Origin of the sequence: Halobacillus halophilus DSM 2266 (genome assembly GCF_000284515.1) — a bacterium.
Classification (GTDB): Bacteria; Bacillota; Bacilli; order Bacillales; family Halobacillaceae; genus Halobacillus; species Halobacillus halophilus.
Genome location: NC_017668.1, coordinates 3143662 through 3161465, shown reverse-complemented (window position 1 = coordinate 3161465; position 17804 = coordinate 3143662). Strand labels below are relative to the sequence as shown.

At 43.8% G+C, this 17804-nt stretch carries 15 protein-coding genes; 10 read left to right on the top strand and 5 right to left on the bottom strand.

The window, feature by feature from the left end; all coding sequences use genetic code 11:
* Positions 1-11 precede the first annotated feature (11 nt).
* Positions 12-551: a 3-dehydroquinate synthase II gene (locus HBHAL_RS15620; protein ID WP_014644431.1), complete on the top strand. Its 540-nt coding sequence runs from the start codon at positions 12-14 to the stop codon at positions 549-551.
* A gap of 258 nt (positions 552-809) precedes the next feature.
* Positions 810-1139 (top strand): hypothetical protein, encoded by a 330-nt coding sequence (locus tag HBHAL_RS15615; protein WP_231853955.1) that lies wholly within the window; start codon positions 810-812, stop codon positions 1137-1139.
* A 65-nt stretch (positions 1140-1204) separates the two neighbouring features.
* Here HBHAL_RS15615 and HBHAL_RS15610 read toward each other — a convergent pair whose 3' ends face one another.
* Positions 1205-2899, bottom strand: coding sequence for a M4 family metallopeptidase (locus HBHAL_RS15610; RefSeq protein ID WP_014644429.1), 1695 nt, complete (start codon positions 2897-2899; stop codon positions 1205-1207).
* A 223-nt stretch (positions 2900-3122) separates the two neighbouring features.
* Positions 3123-4247: a glycerate kinase gene (locus tag HBHAL_RS15605; protein WP_041601406.1), complete on the bottom strand. Its 1125-nt coding sequence runs from the start codon at positions 4245-4247 to the stop codon at positions 3123-3125.
* Positions 4248-4671: 424 nt separating this feature from the next.
* Here HBHAL_RS15605 and glaH point away from each other — a divergent pair, with 424 nt between their 5' ends.
* Together glaH and lhgO are read left to right on the top strand one after the other, a co-directional pair.
* Positions 4672-5607, top strand: coding sequence for a glutarate dioxygenase GlaH (gene glaH / locus HBHAL_RS15600; protein WP_014644427.1), 936 nt, complete (start codon positions 4672-4674; stop codon positions 5605-5607).
* 14 nt (positions 5608-5621) lie between these two features.
* The gene (gene lhgO, locus HBHAL_RS15595) at positions 5622-6827 is read left to right on the top strand and encodes an L-2-hydroxyglutarate oxidase (RefSeq protein WP_014644426.1); all 1206 of its coding nucleotides are present in this window, start codon (positions 5622-5624) and stop codon (positions 6825-6827) included.
* Positions 6828-6937: 110 nt separating this feature from the next.
* Here the strand turns inward: lhgO and HBHAL_RS15590 are convergent, their stop codons facing one another.
* The 3 genes from HBHAL_RS15590 to HBHAL_RS15580 all read right to left on the bottom strand — a co-directional run bounded on the left by HBHAL_RS15590 (position 6938) and on the right by HBHAL_RS15580 (position 10067).
* Complete coding sequence (locus HBHAL_RS15590; protein ID WP_014644425.1) at positions 6938-7936, bottom strand: hypothetical protein; 999 nt, start codon at positions 7934-7936, stop codon at positions 6938-6940.
* Between the two features lie 753 nt (positions 7937-8689).
* Positions 8690-8995, bottom strand: coding sequence for a DUF3870 domain-containing protein (locus HBHAL_RS15585; protein WP_014644424.1), 306 nt, complete (start codon positions 8993-8995; stop codon positions 8690-8692).
* Between the two features lie 19 nt (positions 8996-9014).
* Positions 9015-10067, bottom strand: a complete 1053-nt coding sequence (locus HBHAL_RS15580) for a DctP family TRAP transporter solute-binding subunit (protein ID WP_014644423.1) — start codon at positions 10065-10067, stop codon at positions 9015-9017.
* 94 nt (positions 10068-10161) lie between these two features.
* Here HBHAL_RS15580 and HBHAL_RS15575 point away from each other — a divergent pair, with 94 nt between their 5' ends.
* From HBHAL_RS15575 to HBHAL_RS15550, 6 genes are all read left to right on the top strand, one after another.
* The gene (locus tag HBHAL_RS15575) at positions 10162-11781 is read left to right on the top strand and encodes an ATP-binding protein (RefSeq protein WP_014644422.1); all 1620 of its coding nucleotides are present in this window, start codon (positions 10162-10164) and stop codon (positions 11779-11781) included.
* Positions 11759-12445 carry a response regulator gene (locus HBHAL_RS15570; RefSeq protein WP_014644421.1) on the top strand — a complete coding sequence of 229 codons (687 nt, stop codon included), beginning with the start codon at positions 11759-11761 and terminating at the stop codon, positions 12443-12445. The genes HBHAL_RS15575 and HBHAL_RS15570 overlap by 23 nt, the downstream gene beginning before the upstream one ends.
* 777 nt (positions 12446-13222) lie before the next feature.
* Positions 13223-14218, top strand: a complete 996-nt coding sequence (locus tag HBHAL_RS15565; RefSeq protein WP_014644420.1) for a TAXI family TRAP transporter solute-binding subunit — start codon at positions 13223-13225, stop codon at positions 14216-14218.
* Between the two features lie 38 nt (positions 14219-14256).
* A complete protein-coding gene (locus HBHAL_RS20440) occupies positions 14257-14745 on the top strand; it encodes a DUF1850 domain-containing protein (RefSeq protein ID WP_014644419.1) in 489 nt (162 codons plus the stop codon).
* A gap of 7 nt (positions 14746-14752) precedes the next feature.
* A complete protein-coding gene (locus HBHAL_RS15555) occupies positions 14753-16906 on the top strand; it encodes a TRAP transporter permease (RefSeq protein ID WP_014644418.1) in 2154 nt (717 codons plus the stop codon).
* Between the two features lie 16 nt (positions 16907-16922).
* On the top strand, positions 16923-17801 hold the full coding sequence (locus HBHAL_RS15550) for a fumarylacetoacetate hydrolase family protein (protein WP_014644417.1): 879 nt from the start codon (positions 16923-16925) through the stop codon (positions 17799-17801).
* The last annotated feature ends 3 nt before the right edge of the window (positions 17802-17804 follow it).

Sequence of the window (17804 nt, the reverse complement as noted above, 5' to 3'; positions counted from 1 at the left end):
CCAATCAATCGATGACTAGCAAAAATGAATATATAGAAGTAACGAAGATTGAGGGAATCGGTGAAGGCATGAGAGTCTGTCTAGATTTCATCGACGTCCTCGACCCGGAAGACGGGCTCTATGTAGGAAATACAGGACACGGTTACGTGAAGGTACTTTCCGAAAACCGCGAGTCGGACGGTTATCCGCCGCGTCCATTTCGTATTAACTGCGGCGCGTTTCATCAATACTTATATCAAAAGGAAAAAACGTATTACTTACATGAACTGAACCCTGGAGAAAGCTTGTTGTTATCTGGAAAAGAGGATCGGGAACTCCCTCTTGGACGCGTGAAGGTAGAGAAACGCCCGTTTCTAAGGATTGAATGTCAGACGGAAGAAGGGACGATCTCAGCTACGCTGCAAAAGTCCTCGAGTGTTTATGTGATGGAAGAGGATGAAGGAGAACTTCCTTTACTCAGTCTGGAAGTTGGCCACCGCCTGCTCGGGATCAAGGATAAGCCCGGACGGCACTTAGGTGCGCAAGTGGGTGAGGTTATTTGGGAGAAATAAAAGGCAATGCTTCCGCAATTAAGGGTGGAAGCATTGCCTTTTATCTACCTATGACTTACCTATGTATAAACTCCCTGCTTACGCCTATCCTATCCTTTCATACCTTATCCTAACACGCCATTCATACTTATGGGTAATGGCAAAATGCTGAAGCACAAGGAGTTTTACTCCATCCGAATCTATTACCTTTTCGTCTAATTCTGTAGCTTATTAAAGTGTTTTGTAGATAGAAGTGAAATGAAAATGTCATATGATATAATGAAAGAAACGAAAAATAAGGGATGGAATAAGATGACTATTAAAACTAAACGGGATATTGAAGAGTTGTTGTCGTCTTTTTGTGATTTCGCACAGTACGATGAAAAGGGCGCCAAGCACTATCTAGTGTTTTCGGACAAGGAACGGAGCGGAGACTGGACACTGATGGTTTATCGTGATGGTTTGATCACGGCGCACGGCCGGGGCATCGATTATTGCGACGAAGGTGAGCGTGTACTGAAGCGGGAAGAAGCGGGTAAGTTTGTCTGGAAAAACCGTAAAGCGATTAATGCCGTCATTCGAGAGAAACGTAAGGTTACAACTTCATAAGCTTGATGCACAAAAAAGGCAGAGGTTATATAAACCTCTGCCTTTCTTCATTTTTCATTCAATTATCATTCGGTAATACCGACCTGATTCAATCCATCTTCTGTGGCCTGGGCTTCGGCACTATTATCACCGTAGAGGTCTACAGCTGACTGAATCAAGGATTCTCTCGCATGACTGAAGTCAGAATCTGGAGTCAGATAAACCGTTAGTGCACGATAATAAATCTGCCCTAGTTTATCCTTACCAATCTGCTCGCCTGTTAGATAGGCTGCATGGTTGATGATGGAAGAGTTAATATGAACACCGCCATTATCCAGGTTTATAGGAAGATCATAGTACTCGTCCATGTGGGAAGGATACTTCCCGTTTCCATCTCCATATGGCGTATATTTTTCCCCAACTGCATACTTACTAGGGTTGCTCAGACTACGAAGGGAGGTACGACCCGACTCTCTAGCATCTTCTGCCATAATGTCTTCTCCGATTTCCCAGTCCTCCTCATCTACTAAAGCACCGAAGATATCCGAGAAGGCTTCATTAAGCGCCCCGGATTGGAAGCGATATTTCAAACCTGCGGAGTAAGTCGTAACCCCGTGCGCCATTTCGTGCGCTGCTACATCTAGACCAGCTGATAGAGGTACGAAAAATTCGCCATCTCCGTCTCCGTAGGTCATTTGCTCCCCGTTCCAGAAGGCATTATTATAATCCTGGCCAAAATGAACTGAGGACTTGATGGCCATGCCTTCTCCATCAATGGAGTTACGATCATGTTCTTCCAGGAAGTACTCGTAAACTTGTTCAGAATTGTAGTGTGCATCTACAGCCGGACTATCATAAGAATCTTTAAATGATGCGTTTGGAGAGCTGAAAAGAACCCCAGGGAACTGAACATCACTGTCGCCCCATTGATTTTTCATATCATAAGTGTAGATCCCTTCCAAGTCTTCATGGGAATTATCAAAAAGATAAAAGTTTGTTCCCGGTTGTTGAACGGATTTATCGTTTTTATGTGTGATGTGAAGCTTACGGTGATCTCCTAACACGCCAATTCCGGATCCCTTGGATGCTTTATAATCCTGTGCGTGCATAATTTTGTTGTATTGATCGATAACTTCGCCAGAATTCGCATCGACATAAACAGACCAGTTCCCTGGATTGTCACCCAGGAAATTCACATTTACTTTGTAAGCTAAATGATTTTCACCTTGAAACGAGTAATAAACAAGCCCTGAATCTGGTGACTCTACCAGTTGGTCCGGAGCCTTAACTGCTTCTTTAGCGAGTTTTATACTTTCCGAAGCTGATAGAGAAGCTTTGGAAGGAAGCCCTTCTTTTTCAATCGCTTCGTTGAATTGTCCACTAACCGATTGAACGCGATTATCGCTGCTGTAATGCACGGTAACCTCGTTACCTTCGACAGGAATATTGTTTTTCTTCTGCTGGAGCTTAACGTGTGTCATTCCCAATTCATCTTTCGTAACATTAGCGGATTCCAGACTTTCCTCGGGTTTATCCATATTGAACTTCGCTTTATTGTTATTTAAGAATTCCTTCGCAGCTTTGCTATCTGCTGATTTTTGTTTTTCTGCCTGCATTTCTTTAACGAAGAATGGTTTTCCTTTACCTTCACTATGTACTTTCTTCTGAACAACCTCTGTATTGGCATTTGGACTTACAGCGAGTGTTTGTGCTGGTGAAACGGTCCCCATAAACAAAGCAGATGATAGAACAGCTACCGGTATTACGTGTTTTTTCTTCATAAAATACCTCCCAGGTGTAATATATCCAATTATAGGAAATGGAGGTAACTATATACAGAGTATTTTTAACTATCTTTATTTTCTGAAAATAATGGATTGTGGTATAAAAAGACTATTATAGTGGAAAGTCGTTATAAGAAAAAAACGTCTAGTAACTTAGACGTCTCTCTCTTTATAGTTGATTTAAAACAGCTCCATATTAATTAAGTGCGAGGCTCTCCTGTTACTTTGCAAAACTTAATATGAGACGTGCCACTTGCTTTGTTGCTTTAAACAAATATTCTTCCGCATGATTCATACATTCTGTTAGTTCTCGAGGTCCTGGAACGATCGAAAAACATCCTGTAAAAACTTGATTTAATTCCTCGTAATCTCCATCTAAACTCCCTGACAGGAGAAGGGCAGGCTTATTGTGCTGCTTCGACAATTCTGCCACATACCCTGGAGCTTTTCCGTACATCGTCTGTTCGTCACTTTGCCCCTCACCGGTCACAACGAGGTCAGCCCCTTGTATCTCTTCCGGCAGATGTATAGCTTCTGAGATGAGTCTGGCTCCCGATTCCAGTGATGCTCCAATAGATAAAAAAGCAAAGCCCAGTCCGCCTGCAGCTCCGGCTCCAGGCGAATTCATGACCGCTCTACCACTCGCTTTTTCGACAAGTGTTCCGTAGTCAAGCAAAGCCTGGTCATAAGTAAGCACCTGTTCTTCTGAGGCACCTTTTTGAGGTCCGTAAACATGGCTCGCCCCTTTAGGCCCCGTAAGCGGATTATCAACATCAGACGCAACCCTGATGGTTGTGTTTTTTAATCGGGAATCGATCGAAGAAAAATCAATCCTTTTAATATGGAAGAGATCTTTTCCGAATCCTTCTGTTTCCTTACCCTCGTCGTCAAACGTCTTCATTCCGAGAGCTTGCAGCATCCCAAGACCTCCATCATTGCTGGAGCTTCCTCCAATGGCGATCATCAGCTCACGATGTCCGCGGTTCAGAGCATGCGAAATTGCTTCACCGATCCCATAAGTAGTGGTGTTATCAGGATTTCTCTGTGCTTCAGGAACAAGGGGTAATCCCGCAATAGCAGCTCCTTCAATAATAGCTCGATCCTCAAATTCGAGGTACGAACTTTCGACTTTTTCACCAAGAGGACCTGTACATGTCAGGCTCACTTTTTGAGGATCCGAGGCTTTAGACAGAGCTTCGAGCGTTCCTTCTCCGCCATCAGCCATCGGTTTCAGAATTGTTTCTGCATCTTGATCGACGGCGAGAAAAGCTTGTTCCATTATTTCTGATACTTGTACGGAAGTCAGACTTCCTTTAAAAGAATCTGGAGCAAAGACTACTCTCATCATAAGTCCCTCCTACCATCAGCCTGTTTCTATTGAATCTAAATTCAGCACTGATTTTTTTCGTCTTAAATGTTAATTTAATAATAACAGAGAAAAGATAATGATCCGCGGGCAGTTTATTCTATCTTTAACTGCGATAAATCATAACAACTCTTCCTTATCCATTGACAGAATATTAAAACATCGATAGGATAGATTATAGAAAGCAGCCCCATAGAAAGGAAGCCCCTTTCATTGTCCGGCTGCAACGTTAGTACAATAAGCAGATAACGTAACTGTTAAAACTGTCTAATCTCTACAGCGCCAGAGATTAACTCGCAGTTTAAAGCCAGTTTTCTTCCTTAAATGGAAGAGGACTGGCTTTTTTTGATTTTTATGGGCCCCTAAAAATTTACTACTACAATTATTATGGAGGGAAATTAATATGTGTGCAGTAGAAATGAAGAAAGAGAGTCTTCCGTCAATAACAGGACAAGGATATTCTATTCAGCCGCATCCAAAGCATAATCGTTTATATCATATTGAATTTGAAGAACAGGTGATTGATCAGTTTTTGCAGGAGGTTCAAGCCATTAGTGATGAGCAGTTGGAGTATATTCCTTACCAGCGGTTTATCACAGCAAATATACTGCTGAACTTAGTGGATCAGGACTTTGGAAACACGATCCGGACTCTTCTTCATGACCGGAATTCCGGTGGTTTTACAGTGGGACTGCAAGGGCGTACGGAGGATGCTCAGGACTATGTGAAATTCTCCACGGCCTTGTCGCACCTGGCGGGCATTCCAAACTTTGATGCCATGTCAAAAAAATACTATGCACGCTTCTCTGTGAAGCATACGGATGACAGTGATTCGTATCTTCGTCAGGCATACCGTCGCTTTACACTTCATACGGATGGAACCTATGTGGATGAGCCGACGGACTGGCTGCTCATGATGAAGATGGAGGAAGAAAATGCAGTTGGAGGAAGCTCTCGATTGCTGCACCTTGATGAATGGGAAGAGTTTGATTACTTTTACAATCAGCCACTTGCTTCCTATCCTTTCACCTATAAGGCTCCGGCCAGTAAAAACGTCTCGGAAGATGTACAGCGGAAACCATTCTATGAATGGAATAATGGTCCCTGCATCTGTTTTATAGATCAGTTTGTGTTCCCAGAAACGATCGCTCAGGCTCAGTATCTGAAAGAACTGTCTCAATCTATGGAAAACTCAAAAGGGGTCATTGAACTGGAACTTCCAGTTGGAGATTTAGTAATGCTGAATAATCGTTTTTGGCTTCACGGCAGGGCCGGGTTTGAAGAGAATCCTGATCTCCATAGAGAATTACTTCGTCAGCGAGGACATTTTGTAAAGTAGTAGGAGGCAGAAGAATGTATGATTATGTGATTATCGGCGGGGGTATTGTGGGTCTGTCCACAGCCTTCGCACTCATTCAGAAGAATCCCGGTGCTTCCATTATAGTTGTTGAAAAGGAACAGGAGCTTTCTGCCCATCAGACTGGAAGAAATAGTGGCGTCATCCACTCAGGTGTCTATTACAAGCCTGGCAGTTTAAAAGCGCGAATGGCCATGCAGGGCAGGAACTCGATGGTAGAATTCTGTGAGACTCATGACGTTCCTCATGAAGTGTGCGGAAAAGTGCTGGTCGCAACCGAACAAGAGGAAATTCCTCGTTTAGAAGCCCTGAACGATCGCGTTCAGGAAAATGGATTGAATGTGACTAGGATTGGGCGTAAGGAATTGCAGGAAATTGAACCGTACGCCAATGGGATTGAAGGACTCCGCGTTCCTTCAACAGGCATTGTTAATTATAAGAAGGTCAGTGTGAAAATCGCAGAATTGCTCAGGCAGGCCGGTGTCGAGTTTTCATTCGGATCAGCTGTCGAGACAATTGACGAGGGGTCCGGCGAGGTTACGATAGAAACGAGCGAGCGCACACTGAAATCGCGCTTTCTCATAAACTGCGCAGGTCTTCACAGCGACCGGCTTGTCCGGATGGCAGGAATTCATACGGATTTGCAGATTGTCCCGTTCAGAGGAGAATATTTTAAATTAACCGAGGAGAAGAACCATTTAGTAAAAGGTCTGATTTATCCGATTCCGAACCCTGCTTTCCCTTTTCTCGGCGTTCATTTGACGAAGATGATGGACGGTGGCATCCATGCAGGACCAAACGCTGTACTAAGCTTTAAGCGTGAAGGGTATCGTAAGACCGATTTCCACTGGAAAGATGCGTTTGATGTTTTATCATTCCCTGGGTTTTGGAAAATGGCAAGAGTCAATATGAAAGAAGGCATGAAGGAAATGGTGCGCTCTTTTCATAAAGAGAGTTTTGTGAAGAGCCTTCAACGCCTGGTACCGGATATTCAAGAAGAAGATGTAATTCCAACAGATGCTGGCGTCAGGGCGCAGGCCATGTTGAAGGATGGACGTCTCGTCGATGATTTTCATATCATTACGGGTAAGCGTTCTGTTCATGTGTGTAATGCCCCATCACCTGCGGCAACCGCTTCTTTTGAAATTGGGAGAGAGATTGCGGAGCGGATTCCAGAGTTGGAACGAGTTCAAGTGAGTTAAAAAAGAAGAGACCAGTGCCATGCACTGGTCTCTTTTAAATAGGAATTATACCGGAATCTAATAAAAGTTGAATATTCTGCATAGAGTCAAGTGTTGCTGCTCTCTTACTTTTAGCAATTTCGTTTGTGGTACAGATCCATGATGGACATCGGTGCCTTCTCATAATCCTCGAAGTCAGGAGAGGAGTAATGTTCGTCAGACATGGACTGATCTTTACTGATAGAGCTTGTTAATTTTTCCGGAAGTGAATTGGCATTCGCTAATACCCAGGGCTCAGCAGGGACCTCGGCCTCGTCGGTATTCATTACACCTTTGAGGTACGCCGTTTTCCTTAGTTCTAAGGTTTCTTTCAGGTTAACAGCATAGGCAAGCAGACTTTCCAGTGTTTCACGGTCATATTCGTCCATCACGTATGAGCTCTCTTTTCTCATTCTCACAATAACAGTATCTTCTTTGTTCGGTCTTTCAACTACACCGAGTAAAAGGTTGTAAGGTCCAAAAACAGAGTTGTAGTATCTTGTCGTGCTGTAGGGATCAGAGATAATTTCTTCATATACATTCTGTTCAAAATTCTCCAACTGAGAGTAAGAGACGATGTCAATTTCTATTTTAATGTCATTCTTGGTCGCTTTAATCAATTTATTAAATTCAGCAACCAAATAGTCAACAATATCCGGAAGGGCCGTTCTCTTTTCTCTGACTAACTTGATGAGCGTATCCTCATGGTTTTTTAAAACTGAAGAAGTGAATCGGAAGTTACTGGCGATCGCTCGTTCTTTTTCTTCCCATTCCCCAAATTCCACCCCCAGTTTAAATACGGTTAAGCTCTTCAAAGCAGATAAGGATAAGACTCTGGCAAAGAAAACGGTAAACATAATGAGAATAGCAACCACAAAAAGAGCCAGGAGGGAAGGGCGGATGAGATAGTCAATAAAGGTTTTCGGGCTTGCTGCGTAGGCACTGTCTAAGATTTCATAATAGAAGAATGCTCCGTAGGCTATAGAACCGATAATGCCGAGGGTAACCAATATGAAATAAATTTCTTTCTGGTTATTCATAATCAGGCTTGCGGCTCTTGAGATCTTGCGCCAGATAGGTCCTTTATACATCGTTATCCCCTTTCTCTTTACTATATCTTACTCTTAGATTACTACATTTTTCCTCTTTATGAATTATTTTTTTTATTAAACCTCCGTGTTGTTATTTCAGAAAAGCTCCTGTTTGTTTAAGACTCAGTTTCGAGATAAATGGGTCCGTGACGTTAAAAGGAGGAGGGCTGGTGGGGAAATAAGTCGCTTTCCTGCGGGGGAACTGGCAAGCCTCCTCAGTCGTTATCACTCCTTGTGGGGTCTCGCCTAGCTCCTTCTCCCGCGGGAGTCTCCTCATTTCCCCACCAGCCCTGCGATTTCTTGTGAACGGACCCCTGCTAATAGGAAAAACGGGAAACCTGAAATCGTCCTAAATGCTTCTATAGCGGCGTTTATCCCCCTAGACAGACTCGGAATTAACGTTAATCACAGGTCATTTTTCCTCATATGGAGGTATATACGTAGAGGATTTTGAGCGTTTAATAATCGCAAAGGGGCGGAAGGGAACGGTGAAGACTCCTGCGGGATGCACATGATCGGTGAGATCCCGGAAGGCGAAGCCTGAGGAAGCTCACCATATGCCCGCGGAAAGCGAGCCGTTCCCTGGAGACCCTTTCTCTACAAAATATCTCGAAACTGAGTCTTACAGATAACGGCCCTATTGCTTAATAAGCCTTTGATGAATTCACAATAACGTTTAACTGAACTTTTTCTAAATTCCGCAATCCATGTTGGTTGTAAAGAAGGAAAGAAAAAAGCCACCTGTGGTGGCTTTTACTGGTGAAGTTGATATTGTTTGTATGAATCTTTTAAAGCAGCTTCCAGAGCATTTCCGGCTTTGCCGAGATAGCCTTCTTTAAGACGCGCCACCGGTTCGTCCGTACCTTCTTTTAAACTGTAGCCTTTTAATAAGGATTTGATAAATTCTCTTCCATGATCTGTGGCGAGAGTACAGGAAGCATCCACTATGACACCATATTTTTTGTCAACTTCCAAGGTAAGGGTTAAAGATTCGGATATGTGGTTTGCGGCCATTCCGGTAGGTAGTTTGGAATGACCGGCAACAAATAATGTGTTCATATTGATTCCTCCAGTGTTCCTATTGATATTTTTCTTGTAAACGATAAACTTCTTCCATTAGAAGTTCCCCGGCAATAGGCTCCGTTACCTGATATACGGGTTGAACAGCTTCTTTCCACAAGGCACGTTGTTCTTTTGTTAAATAATACACTTCCAGAGAGTCGTCCCGTTTAATCTGACGGAGGTGTGCATCGTTAATTTCTATGGAATGCCGTTTAATCCAATCGGTCGTTTCTTCTATGGACTGTGAAATTATAGCCTGATGTTCGTTAGAAAGTTCACTCCAAAACTCATCATTCATAAGGACAGCATAACCCAGATAGCCGTGATTACTGATCGTTAAGTAGTCTTGTTCTTTGTATAGATTCTTAGAGTAAATGTTTGATAAAGTGTTCTCCTGGCCATTAATAAAATCGACTTCCAAATTACTGTACGTTTTATTGAACGGCATCTGGCTGGTACTTGCTCCAAGTGCATGGAACTGGGACTCAATAACAGGACTAGGCATGATTCTCAAGTGAGTTTGATTGAAATCAGAAGGTAAGATCATAGGTTCTTCGCTGCTGGTCACCTGCTTATAGCCGTTGTACCAAAAGGTTATTCCTTTTACCTTAGGGCCCAATTGATCAATCAGTGTCTGACCAATCGTCCCCTCGTAAGCTTCCTCCACTGCTTGATAGGTGGGGAAGGCAAATGGGAGATCCAGGACCTGCCATTTTGGGAACCGCTCGGTAAGCTTGGATGTAGCCGGCGCGATCATTTGAATATGGCCGTTTATTAATGCGTCATACTCATTTTGATCGTTATAAAGGGTTCCATTCGGATAAATCTCCACTTTAATTTCCCCGTCTGTCCGCTCATGAACGAGGGAAGCGAATTGCCGGACGGCCCTGCCTTTTGGGGTGTTTTCGGCAACGACGTGACTGAATTTAATTACGACCTTATCTTCAATTCCTTCCTGTTCATCATCGTACTGCAAGGAATCCTGGGATTCATTTAAATCAAATCCGAATACAAAAGCTGTCACGATTCCTGTGAAAATAAATAGACAAATGGCTGCGACCGTTTTCAAAGGGACTACTCCTTGTAATCGTTTCCAATAGTGTAACATAGGCCTGCTTTAAAGTGATACACTATTAATAATAGACGAGGGAGGAAGATCGGTCATGTCACTTAAACGGATGCCCATCCGCTGGAAGATTACTATTCTATCATTTGGAATTGTAGCCTTTACCGTTTTGATAGGCGGTATTATCATAATAGGAAATTCAATTGAATCCAAAGAAGAATCACTTGGAGAACATGCCCTCGTCACCGGAAGGACTATTGCAAATCTACCAGCTCTTAAAGAAGGGTTAACCGAATCAGAGGGTTGGAAGAAAATCAATCCTGTAGTGGAGCGGATTCGTACAATTAACAGCTCGGACTATATCGTAGTCCTGAATATGAATCGAATTCGATATTCTCATCCGGTGGAAGAGAAGCTCGGCACTTTATCTTCGGGCAAGGATGAAGGGCCGGCTTTTGGGGAACACAGTTATACTTCCAAGGCCGAGGGGGTGATGGGAGTAGCTGTACGGGGGTTTGTACCCGTGATGAATGAAGATCACGAGCAGATCGGTGTCGTGATTGTCGGAAATCTACTGCCATCGTTGCAGGAAATTCTGTTTGCAATGAAAAGCGAAATCCTGCTGGTTCTTTTATTAACAGGACTTTTCGGAATTACGGGTTCCTGGCTGCTGGCGAGGCATTTAAAAGAACAGACGTTTCATTTGGAACCTCACGAAGTGGTTCAGCTGCTCGTGGAGCGGACGGCCACCTTCCAGGCTATGAATGAAGGTATTGTAGCAATTGATAATGAAGGAAAAATTACAATTATGAACGATAAAGCTAAAAAGATTCTCGGTATTAAAGGAGATCAGAGAAAGCAAAGGATCGAACAGGTTATGCCGGACATCAGGCTTGGGGACGTACTCTCTTCGGGACAGGGTGTTTATAATGAAGAGCTTCGGCTGGGGAGCACTTTAGTGATGAGCACACGCGTTCCGATAAGAGTAGAAGAGGAGACAATCGGTGCGGTAGTGATTTTCCAGGACCGGACGGATGTTACCCGACTCGCCGAAGAACTAACAGGCGTGAAAGCCTTTGTGGATGCTTTACGTGTTCAGAATCATGAGCACTTAAACAAGCTGCATACCATTGCGGGTCTCATTCAACTAGATCAGAAGGATAAGGCACTGGATTTTGTATTTGAAACTTCAGAAAAACAGGAGCGCCTATCTAACTTTTTAGTGAAAAATTTGAAGGATTATAGTTTATCCGGTCTATTGCTCAGTAAAGTAAGCCGCGGTAAAGAACTGGGAATTGAAGTGGTGATTGATAGCCAAAGTGAAATGCATCGTTATCCGCCTTTACTTGATCAGCATGATTTTGTTCTTATATTAGGCAATCTTATCGAAAATGCTTTTCACGCCTTTGAGGAAATGGAACGCGAAGAAAAGTGGATCGATGTTTCTATCTCGCAAAATGAACATAGCTGTTCCATCAGTGTGGAGGACAATGGCAAGGGGATTTCCAGTGAACAACAAACAGCTATCTTTGATAAAGGTTTTACAACAAAAGGACAGAAGGGCTCAGGGATCGGGCTTTATTTAGTGAACAATATCGTGGATAAAGGACTGGGAGAGATCGAAGTTTTTTCTCGAAAGGGAGAGGGCATGAGCATATTAATTACGTTTCCTATGATACTTGAGGAGGATTCCTATGAGCAGGCAACAGGTTATTGAAGTGTTGTTAATTGAAGACGACCCCATGGTCCAGGAAGTGAATCGGCAATTCATTGAACGGGTATCTCCGTTTCAAGTCGTTGATGTCGCTTCGGATGGGAGAGAAGGAGTGAGAATGGCCAAAGAGCTTTCTCCCCATCTGATCGTTCTGGATATTTTTATGCCGGGACAGGATGGTGTGGAAGCACTTAAAGAAATACGAAAGCATGCGTTTGATGTTGATGTCATTGTAATTACAGCAGCCAACGATAAAGATACCATTCGCTCCATGTTCAGGCACGGTGCCATCGATTATCTGATTAAACCTTTTAAATTTGAGCGTCTGCAGCAAGCGCTCACAAACTACCGGGATTTCCGTTCGGAAATAAGGGGTGAGGGAGCTTTACAACAGCAGCAGATCGATGGGCTGGTTGGAAGTAAGCTTGATCATGATGTCAAAGAATTACCTAAAGGATTAAATCAACAGACTCTGGAGCAAATTACTACTTTTCTCAGCCGAAACTCTGATGCTTTATCCGCTGAACAGGTAGCAGACGGTGTGGGAATGGCCCGGGTAACAGCACGCAGGTACTTAGAATACCTCCAAAAAATCGGCGAGGTGGATATCGACATTCAGTATGGAGGAGTGGGCCGCCCCGTAAATCGCTATCATATGAAAGTGTAAGACCTTTTGCAGATCAGGCAAAAGGTCTTTTTTATTTTCTCTTTGTTAGATCCCCAAGTTGATCTTACAGTAAAGCTCCCGTTTGTTTAAGACTAAGTTTCGAGACTTTTGTGAGAATTAGGTCCTGCTGGGGACGATTTCGCTTTCCGCGGGCATGTGCTGAGCTTCCTCGGGCTTAACAGCCCTGCGGGATCTCACCGATCATGTTCATCCCGCAGGAGTCTTCATCGTCCCCCTCCGGACCTCGCGATACAGAGAGCTCGAAATCATGTTTGAAACGCCTAATTTATAGTGGGGATAAACCTATAACAGTGAGCGTGTACGTTGGATAATCCTTGCTATAGAAGCATTAAAGGCTGATTCAGGATGCTGAATATTCCTATAGAAGGGTCCGTTCACTCCTCGACCATAGGGGGGCGAAGGAAAACGACGAGACTCCCGCGGGAGAAGGAGCTAGGAAAGACCCCACAGGGAGTGTTAACGACTGAGGAGGCTTGCCAGTTCCCCCGCAGGAAAGCGAGTTGTTTCCGCAGCCTCCCTCATCAAATTTTTGGCAATGGGCCCAGATTATCTCGAAACGGAGTCTTACACAATCCGGCCCTATAGTTTATTAAGTCTTCTATGAAAATCAACAATAATGTTTAACTGCTCTTTTACTTTTGTGTACTACGTGACCAAAAAGACCAAAATGTCCAATATGTTCATAATATTCTAAAAATAATATGAAAGCGTTACCATTAGTTTTAGAAATTGAAATTCAGAAATGGGGGATGAACGATGTTGAAAAAATTAGTATTTTTAATAGCGCTTGCTTCTGTGATGGTATTAGCTGCCTGTGGAGGAGACGGAGGCTCAGAAGGAGCGTCTGGATCAGGCGGATCGGATTCGAAATCTATTGTACTTGGAACAGGAGGAACATCAGGAACTTACTACCCAATCGGCGGAGCCTTAAAGCCGGTTTTTGAAGAAAGTGACAGTATTGATAATGTAACCGTCGAATCGACTGGAGCTTCTGTAGCGAATATCCAGAACATCCAGGATCAATTAAATCAGATGGCTATCATTATGAGTGACGTCGGGTATGATGCTATCGAAGGCAATGGACAATTTGAAGGGAATTCAGTTGATGTTCAAGCCATGGCCGGCATGTACCAGAATGTGGTGCAGGTAGTTGCTCTGAAAGACAGCGGCATCCAATCCATAGAAGATTTGAAAGGTAAAAAAGTAGGCGTTGGAAAAGTCGGTTCTGGGGTAGAGCAGAGCGCGAAGAAAGTTCTGGAAGCGGTTGGACTGACTTATGATGACTTCTCCAAGGTAACCCATACAGGTTATGCAGATAGTGTACAGGAAATGAAAAATGGAAACCTGGATGCGGCTTTCTTTACCTCAGGAGTACCGAACAGCAATATTACAGATTTACAGCAGCAAACGGACATTAATTTTGTAGAAATTAAAGGAGAAACGGCTAAGAAGCTGATGGATAAATATCCTTTCTACAAAGCCAATAAAATTGAAGCTGGAAATGAAGCAAAATATAAATTAGAGAATCCAGTTGAAACGGTAGGGATTCAGAATATGATTATTGTTTCTCCAGACTTAAGTGAAGACGTGGTCTATGACCTGACGAAGCGTTACTACGAATACTTGGGTACAGAAGGCGTTTCGGTAGGGGCATTGAAACAGCTAGGCCGTGATGAAATTGCTAAGGATTTAGTGGCCCCTCTTCACCCGGGAGCTAAGAAATTCTATGAAGAACAGGGCATTTTAGAGTAAGGGTCATAGGGCATCGCTCCGGTGCCCTTTTTTATACGATGAAATGGAAAGTAGTAATGATCGCCGCTGTCACTCTTTGCCTGGGCATTCTCCTCGCAGTTGTCAAAATTCCACTCCTTCTGATTGTAGCGGAAGATGAAACTGAAAGTGCGTTCCTGTACAAGGAAGGTGCGGAATTCTCCATCCGGTGGACACATTCGGTGGAAAAAGAAGACTGGGAAGAAATGTTTGCGCTTGAAGACGGGGTGATTGAACTAACAGCAACCCGTTTTAAGACCTTTGGAGCGGGAGTGCCAAATGATGCGGGTGAAGACACCTTCCTAAAAGATGGATGGGTCTATATGACAGGCATCACTCAAACGATTGGGAAAGAACTAGCCTTACGGACAGGAAGGGAGACGAACCACCGTGTGATATATGAGCGTCACCACCTGGACCTTAAGAAGAATCATTCCTATCGAATCAAGGTCGTCCGTTCCTCTATATGGAATGGTATCAATACTTATATTTCAGTAAAGCTGAGGTGAGGGAAAAATGAAGAAAAAAGCAAAACAGGCAGAAGACTATGACCGCGAAAGTACCACCCGGGAAAACTTGGCCAAACCAGTAGCCCTGACTATATCCGTCCTTGCGATTGCTTTATCTTTGTTTCATTTATATACCTCTTACGCCGGATCGCTGGTAGATATTAAACAACGGAGTATCCACTTATACACATTAATGACCCTTGGATTTTTACTCTATCCTTTTGTAAGGAAAAAAGGGGGAAAAGGAATCCCTTTTTACGACTACATAACGGCCGCTCTTTCGCTGTTTGTAGCGATATATATGTTTGTTACTGCCGAGCGGATCATCCAGTCCGGCGGTCAAATTAACGACCTGGACTTTTATGTCGGTATTCTGGTTATCGTGCTGCTGTTTGATATTACCCGAAGAGTAACTGGCTGGGGACTCTCTTTATTAGGACTTGGATTCCTTATATACGGATTTTACGTGAAGCTGTCGGTTTATCCTGTCCTCAATATGAACACGATCACTGGAGTAGGGAAACAGATTATTTCTCAGCTTGTGTTTATAACAGAAGGCGTACTCGGTACAGCCATTGGAGTATCCGCCAGCTATATCATTCTATTTATTTTATTTGGTGCCTTCCTGGGCCGATCCGGCATGGGCAAATTATTTAATGACCTTGCATTAGCCGTCGCAGGTCACACGAAAGGCGGCCCGGCCAAAGTAGCTGTAATTGCCAGCGGCTTCTTAGGTTCCATCAATGGATCGGCGATTGCGAACGTGGTTACCACAGGAACCTTTACCATCCCTTTAATGAAAAAAATCGGCTACAATAAAAACTTTGCGGGCGCTGTCGAATCGGCAGCGAGTGTCGGAGGTCAGATTCTGCCACCTATTATGGGAGCCGCAGCCTTTATCATGGCTGAGAACTTGAATGTAGCTTACACAAAAATTATTCTAGCAGGAATAATACCTGCGCTTCTGTTTTATATTGGAATTCTTCTGCAGGTTCACTTTCGTGCAGCGAAACGTGGTTTGAAAGGATTGCCTAAAAGTGAACTGCCTTCCTTAAAAGGCGTGATTGTCGAACGCGGACACTTAATCATTCCGATGCTTACACTGCTTTATTTACTTTTCTCAGGTAAAACACCTTTTTATGCGGCTTTCTGGTCTATTATTGCGACCGTGGTAATAGCAGGGTCCAAGCGGATGCTTCCAATTATTACGGCTATTTCTCTCTTCCTTATTTTTCAGCCGCAATTATCTGCGATTCTTACCGGCAGCTCGCTTCCGAACGTTAGAAGTGACTGGTGGGAACTACTCATTATTCTAGTTGTACCGCTTCTCATTAATGTGTGGAGAAAACGACTGAAAATTGAGGGTGAAGAAGTAGGAGTTAAGGATTGTCTGCAAGCTCTGGAAGACGGAGCACGGACGACTGTTCCAGTAGCCATTGCCTGCGGAGCTGTAGGAATTGTAGTAGGAATCGCATCCTTAACCGGGGTGGCTCTGGAAATTGCCAATAGTATTGTCAATATCGGAAGCACCGTGAACAGCCCTCTGATTCAATTGCTGATTACACTTGTGCTGACTATGATCACATCGATCATTTTAGGAATGGGACTGCCTAGTATCCCGACCTATATTATTACGAGTACGATGGCCGCACCTATTCTGCTGCAGCTTCCTCTGTACCGAGAAATTGCTGGCTCCACGGAAACGGCTACTTTTGTAGCACACATGTTTGTCTTTTACTTTGGTATTTTTGCGAACATCACACCGCCCGTTGCACTGGCCGCCTTTGCCGGAGCTGGTGTTGCCGGAGGGAACCCGAACAAGACTGGTTTCCAGGCCATGAAACTTGCGATTGCTGGATTTATCGTACCATTCATGTTCGTATTCTCCCACGAAATGCTTATGCTCGATGCCACCATTCTGAACATCTTAGTGATTACAGTAACATCGCTGATTGGTGTGTTCTTGTTATCGATTATGGCCGAAGGGTATTTGAAGAAAAGTGTGCCTGGATGGATGCGGGCGCTGTCCGGAGCTGGGGCTATGCTCTTGATTTATCCCGGGTTTATTACTGACGTAATTGGTCTGGCCGTCTTTGCCCTGGTACTTGCAGTGAATTTTAGAAAAACAAATGAAATTCAGCAGGAACGATCCGCACTATAATGAAAGGGGGAAGGGTATGCGTTTTTTAACAATAGAACAAGAGGGAATAGAAACAGCAGCCGTGCTTGATGGAGCAAGAAATGTTGTAACTGTTCAGGCAATAAATGAGAAGATGGATAAGGCGTGGCCGACGGATCTATTTGAACTTCTCCAGTCCGAGAGCTTTGAACGATTTAAAAACTGGTGGGATAAGCTTCCAAAACAGGAGCAAGAGTCGCTAGCCATAGAAGAGAAATATAACGTAGGTCCTCTTTACCGCCGCCCCAGAAAGATTTGGGGAATCGGATTGAACTATGTGGACCATGCGTCGGATCTTGAGGAGCAGGCGCCTCAGAAAGAACCCGCCAGTTTTATGAAGCCGGACACGACCATTATCGGCCACGAAGGCCTTATTTGTATTCCCACCCAATCGGAACGAACGACTGGAGAAGCGGAATTAGGTATCGTAATTGGACAAACCTGCAAAGATGTTCCAGAAGAAGAAGCAGATCAGGTGATCGCAGGATATACCACCGTTATTGATATGACTGCTGAAGATATTTTAAAACAAAATCCCAGGTATCTAACCCGATCGAAGAGCTTCGATACTTTTTTCAGCTTCGGTCCTGAGCTTATTACTCCTGAGGAAATCGAAGACGTAAGGAAGTTGAACGTGACGACGGTCATTAACGGCCGGTCCCACCGTACGAACGAAGTCAATAATATGACGTTTGACCCTGATTATCTCGTATCGTTTCATTCCAAGGTGATGACTTTGCTGCCTGGTGATATTATCTCAACCGGCACACCGGGGGCTGTAGTGATTAGAGATGGGGATGTAATTGAATGTCAGATTGATGGATTTACGACTCTGCGAAATTCAGTGAAAGACTTAAAAGATAACGAGAAAGGATGAAAC

Bases quoted from the DNA above. Each gene is read 5' to 3' on its own strand.
- HBHAL_RS15605 (WP_041601406.1), bottom strand. From the start codon at position 4,247: ATGAGAGTAGTCTTTGCTCCAGATTCTTTTAAAGGAAGTCTGACTTCC.
- HBHAL_RS15555 (WP_014644418.1), top strand. From the start codon at position 14,753: ATGAAGAAAAAAGCAAAACAGGCAGAAGACTATGACCGCGAAAGTACC.
- HBHAL_RS20440 (WP_014644419.1), top strand. From the start codon at position 14,257: ATGAAATGGAAAGTAGTAATGATCGCCGCTGTCACTCTTTGCCTGGGC.
- HBHAL_RS15585 (WP_014644424.1), bottom strand. From the start codon at position 8,995: ATGAACACATTATTTGTTGCCGGTCATTCCAAACTACCTACCGGAATG.
- lhgO (WP_014644426.1), top strand. From the start codon at position 5,622: ATGTATGATTATGTGATTATCGGCGGGGGTATTGTGGGTCTGTCCACA.
- HBHAL_RS15575 (WP_014644422.1), top strand. From the start codon at position 10,162: ATGTCACTTAAACGGATGCCCATCCGCTGGAAGATTACTATTCTATCA.
- HBHAL_RS15550 (WP_014644417.1), top strand. From the start codon at position 16,923: ATGCGTTTTTTAACAATAGAACAAGAGGGAATAGAAACAGCAGCCGTG.
- HBHAL_RS15570 (WP_014644421.1), top strand. From the start codon at position 11,759: ATGAGCAGGCAACAGGTTATTGAAGTGTTGTTAATTGAAGACGACCCC.
- HBHAL_RS15615 (WP_231853955.1), top strand. From the start codon at position 810: ATGAAAGAAACGAAAAATAAGGGATGGAATAAGATGACTATTAAAACT.
- HBHAL_RS15590 (WP_014644425.1), bottom strand. From the start codon at position 7,936: ATGTATAAAGGACCTATCTGGCGCAAGATCTCAAGAGCCGCAAGCCTG.
- glaH (WP_014644427.1), top strand. From the start codon at position 4,672: ATGTGTGCAGTAGAAATGAAGAAAGAGAGTCTTCCGTCAATAACAGGA.
- HBHAL_RS15620 (WP_014644431.1), top strand. From the start codon at position 12: ATGACTAGCAAAAATGAATATATAGAAGTAACGAAGATTGAGGGAATC.
- HBHAL_RS15610 (WP_014644429.1), bottom strand. From the start codon at position 2,899: ATGAAGAAAAAACACGTAATACCGGTAGCTGTTCTATCATCTGCTTTG.
- HBHAL_RS15565 (WP_014644420.1), top strand. From the start codon at position 13,223: ATGTTGAAAAAATTAGTATTTTTAATAGCGCTTGCTTCTGTGATGGTA.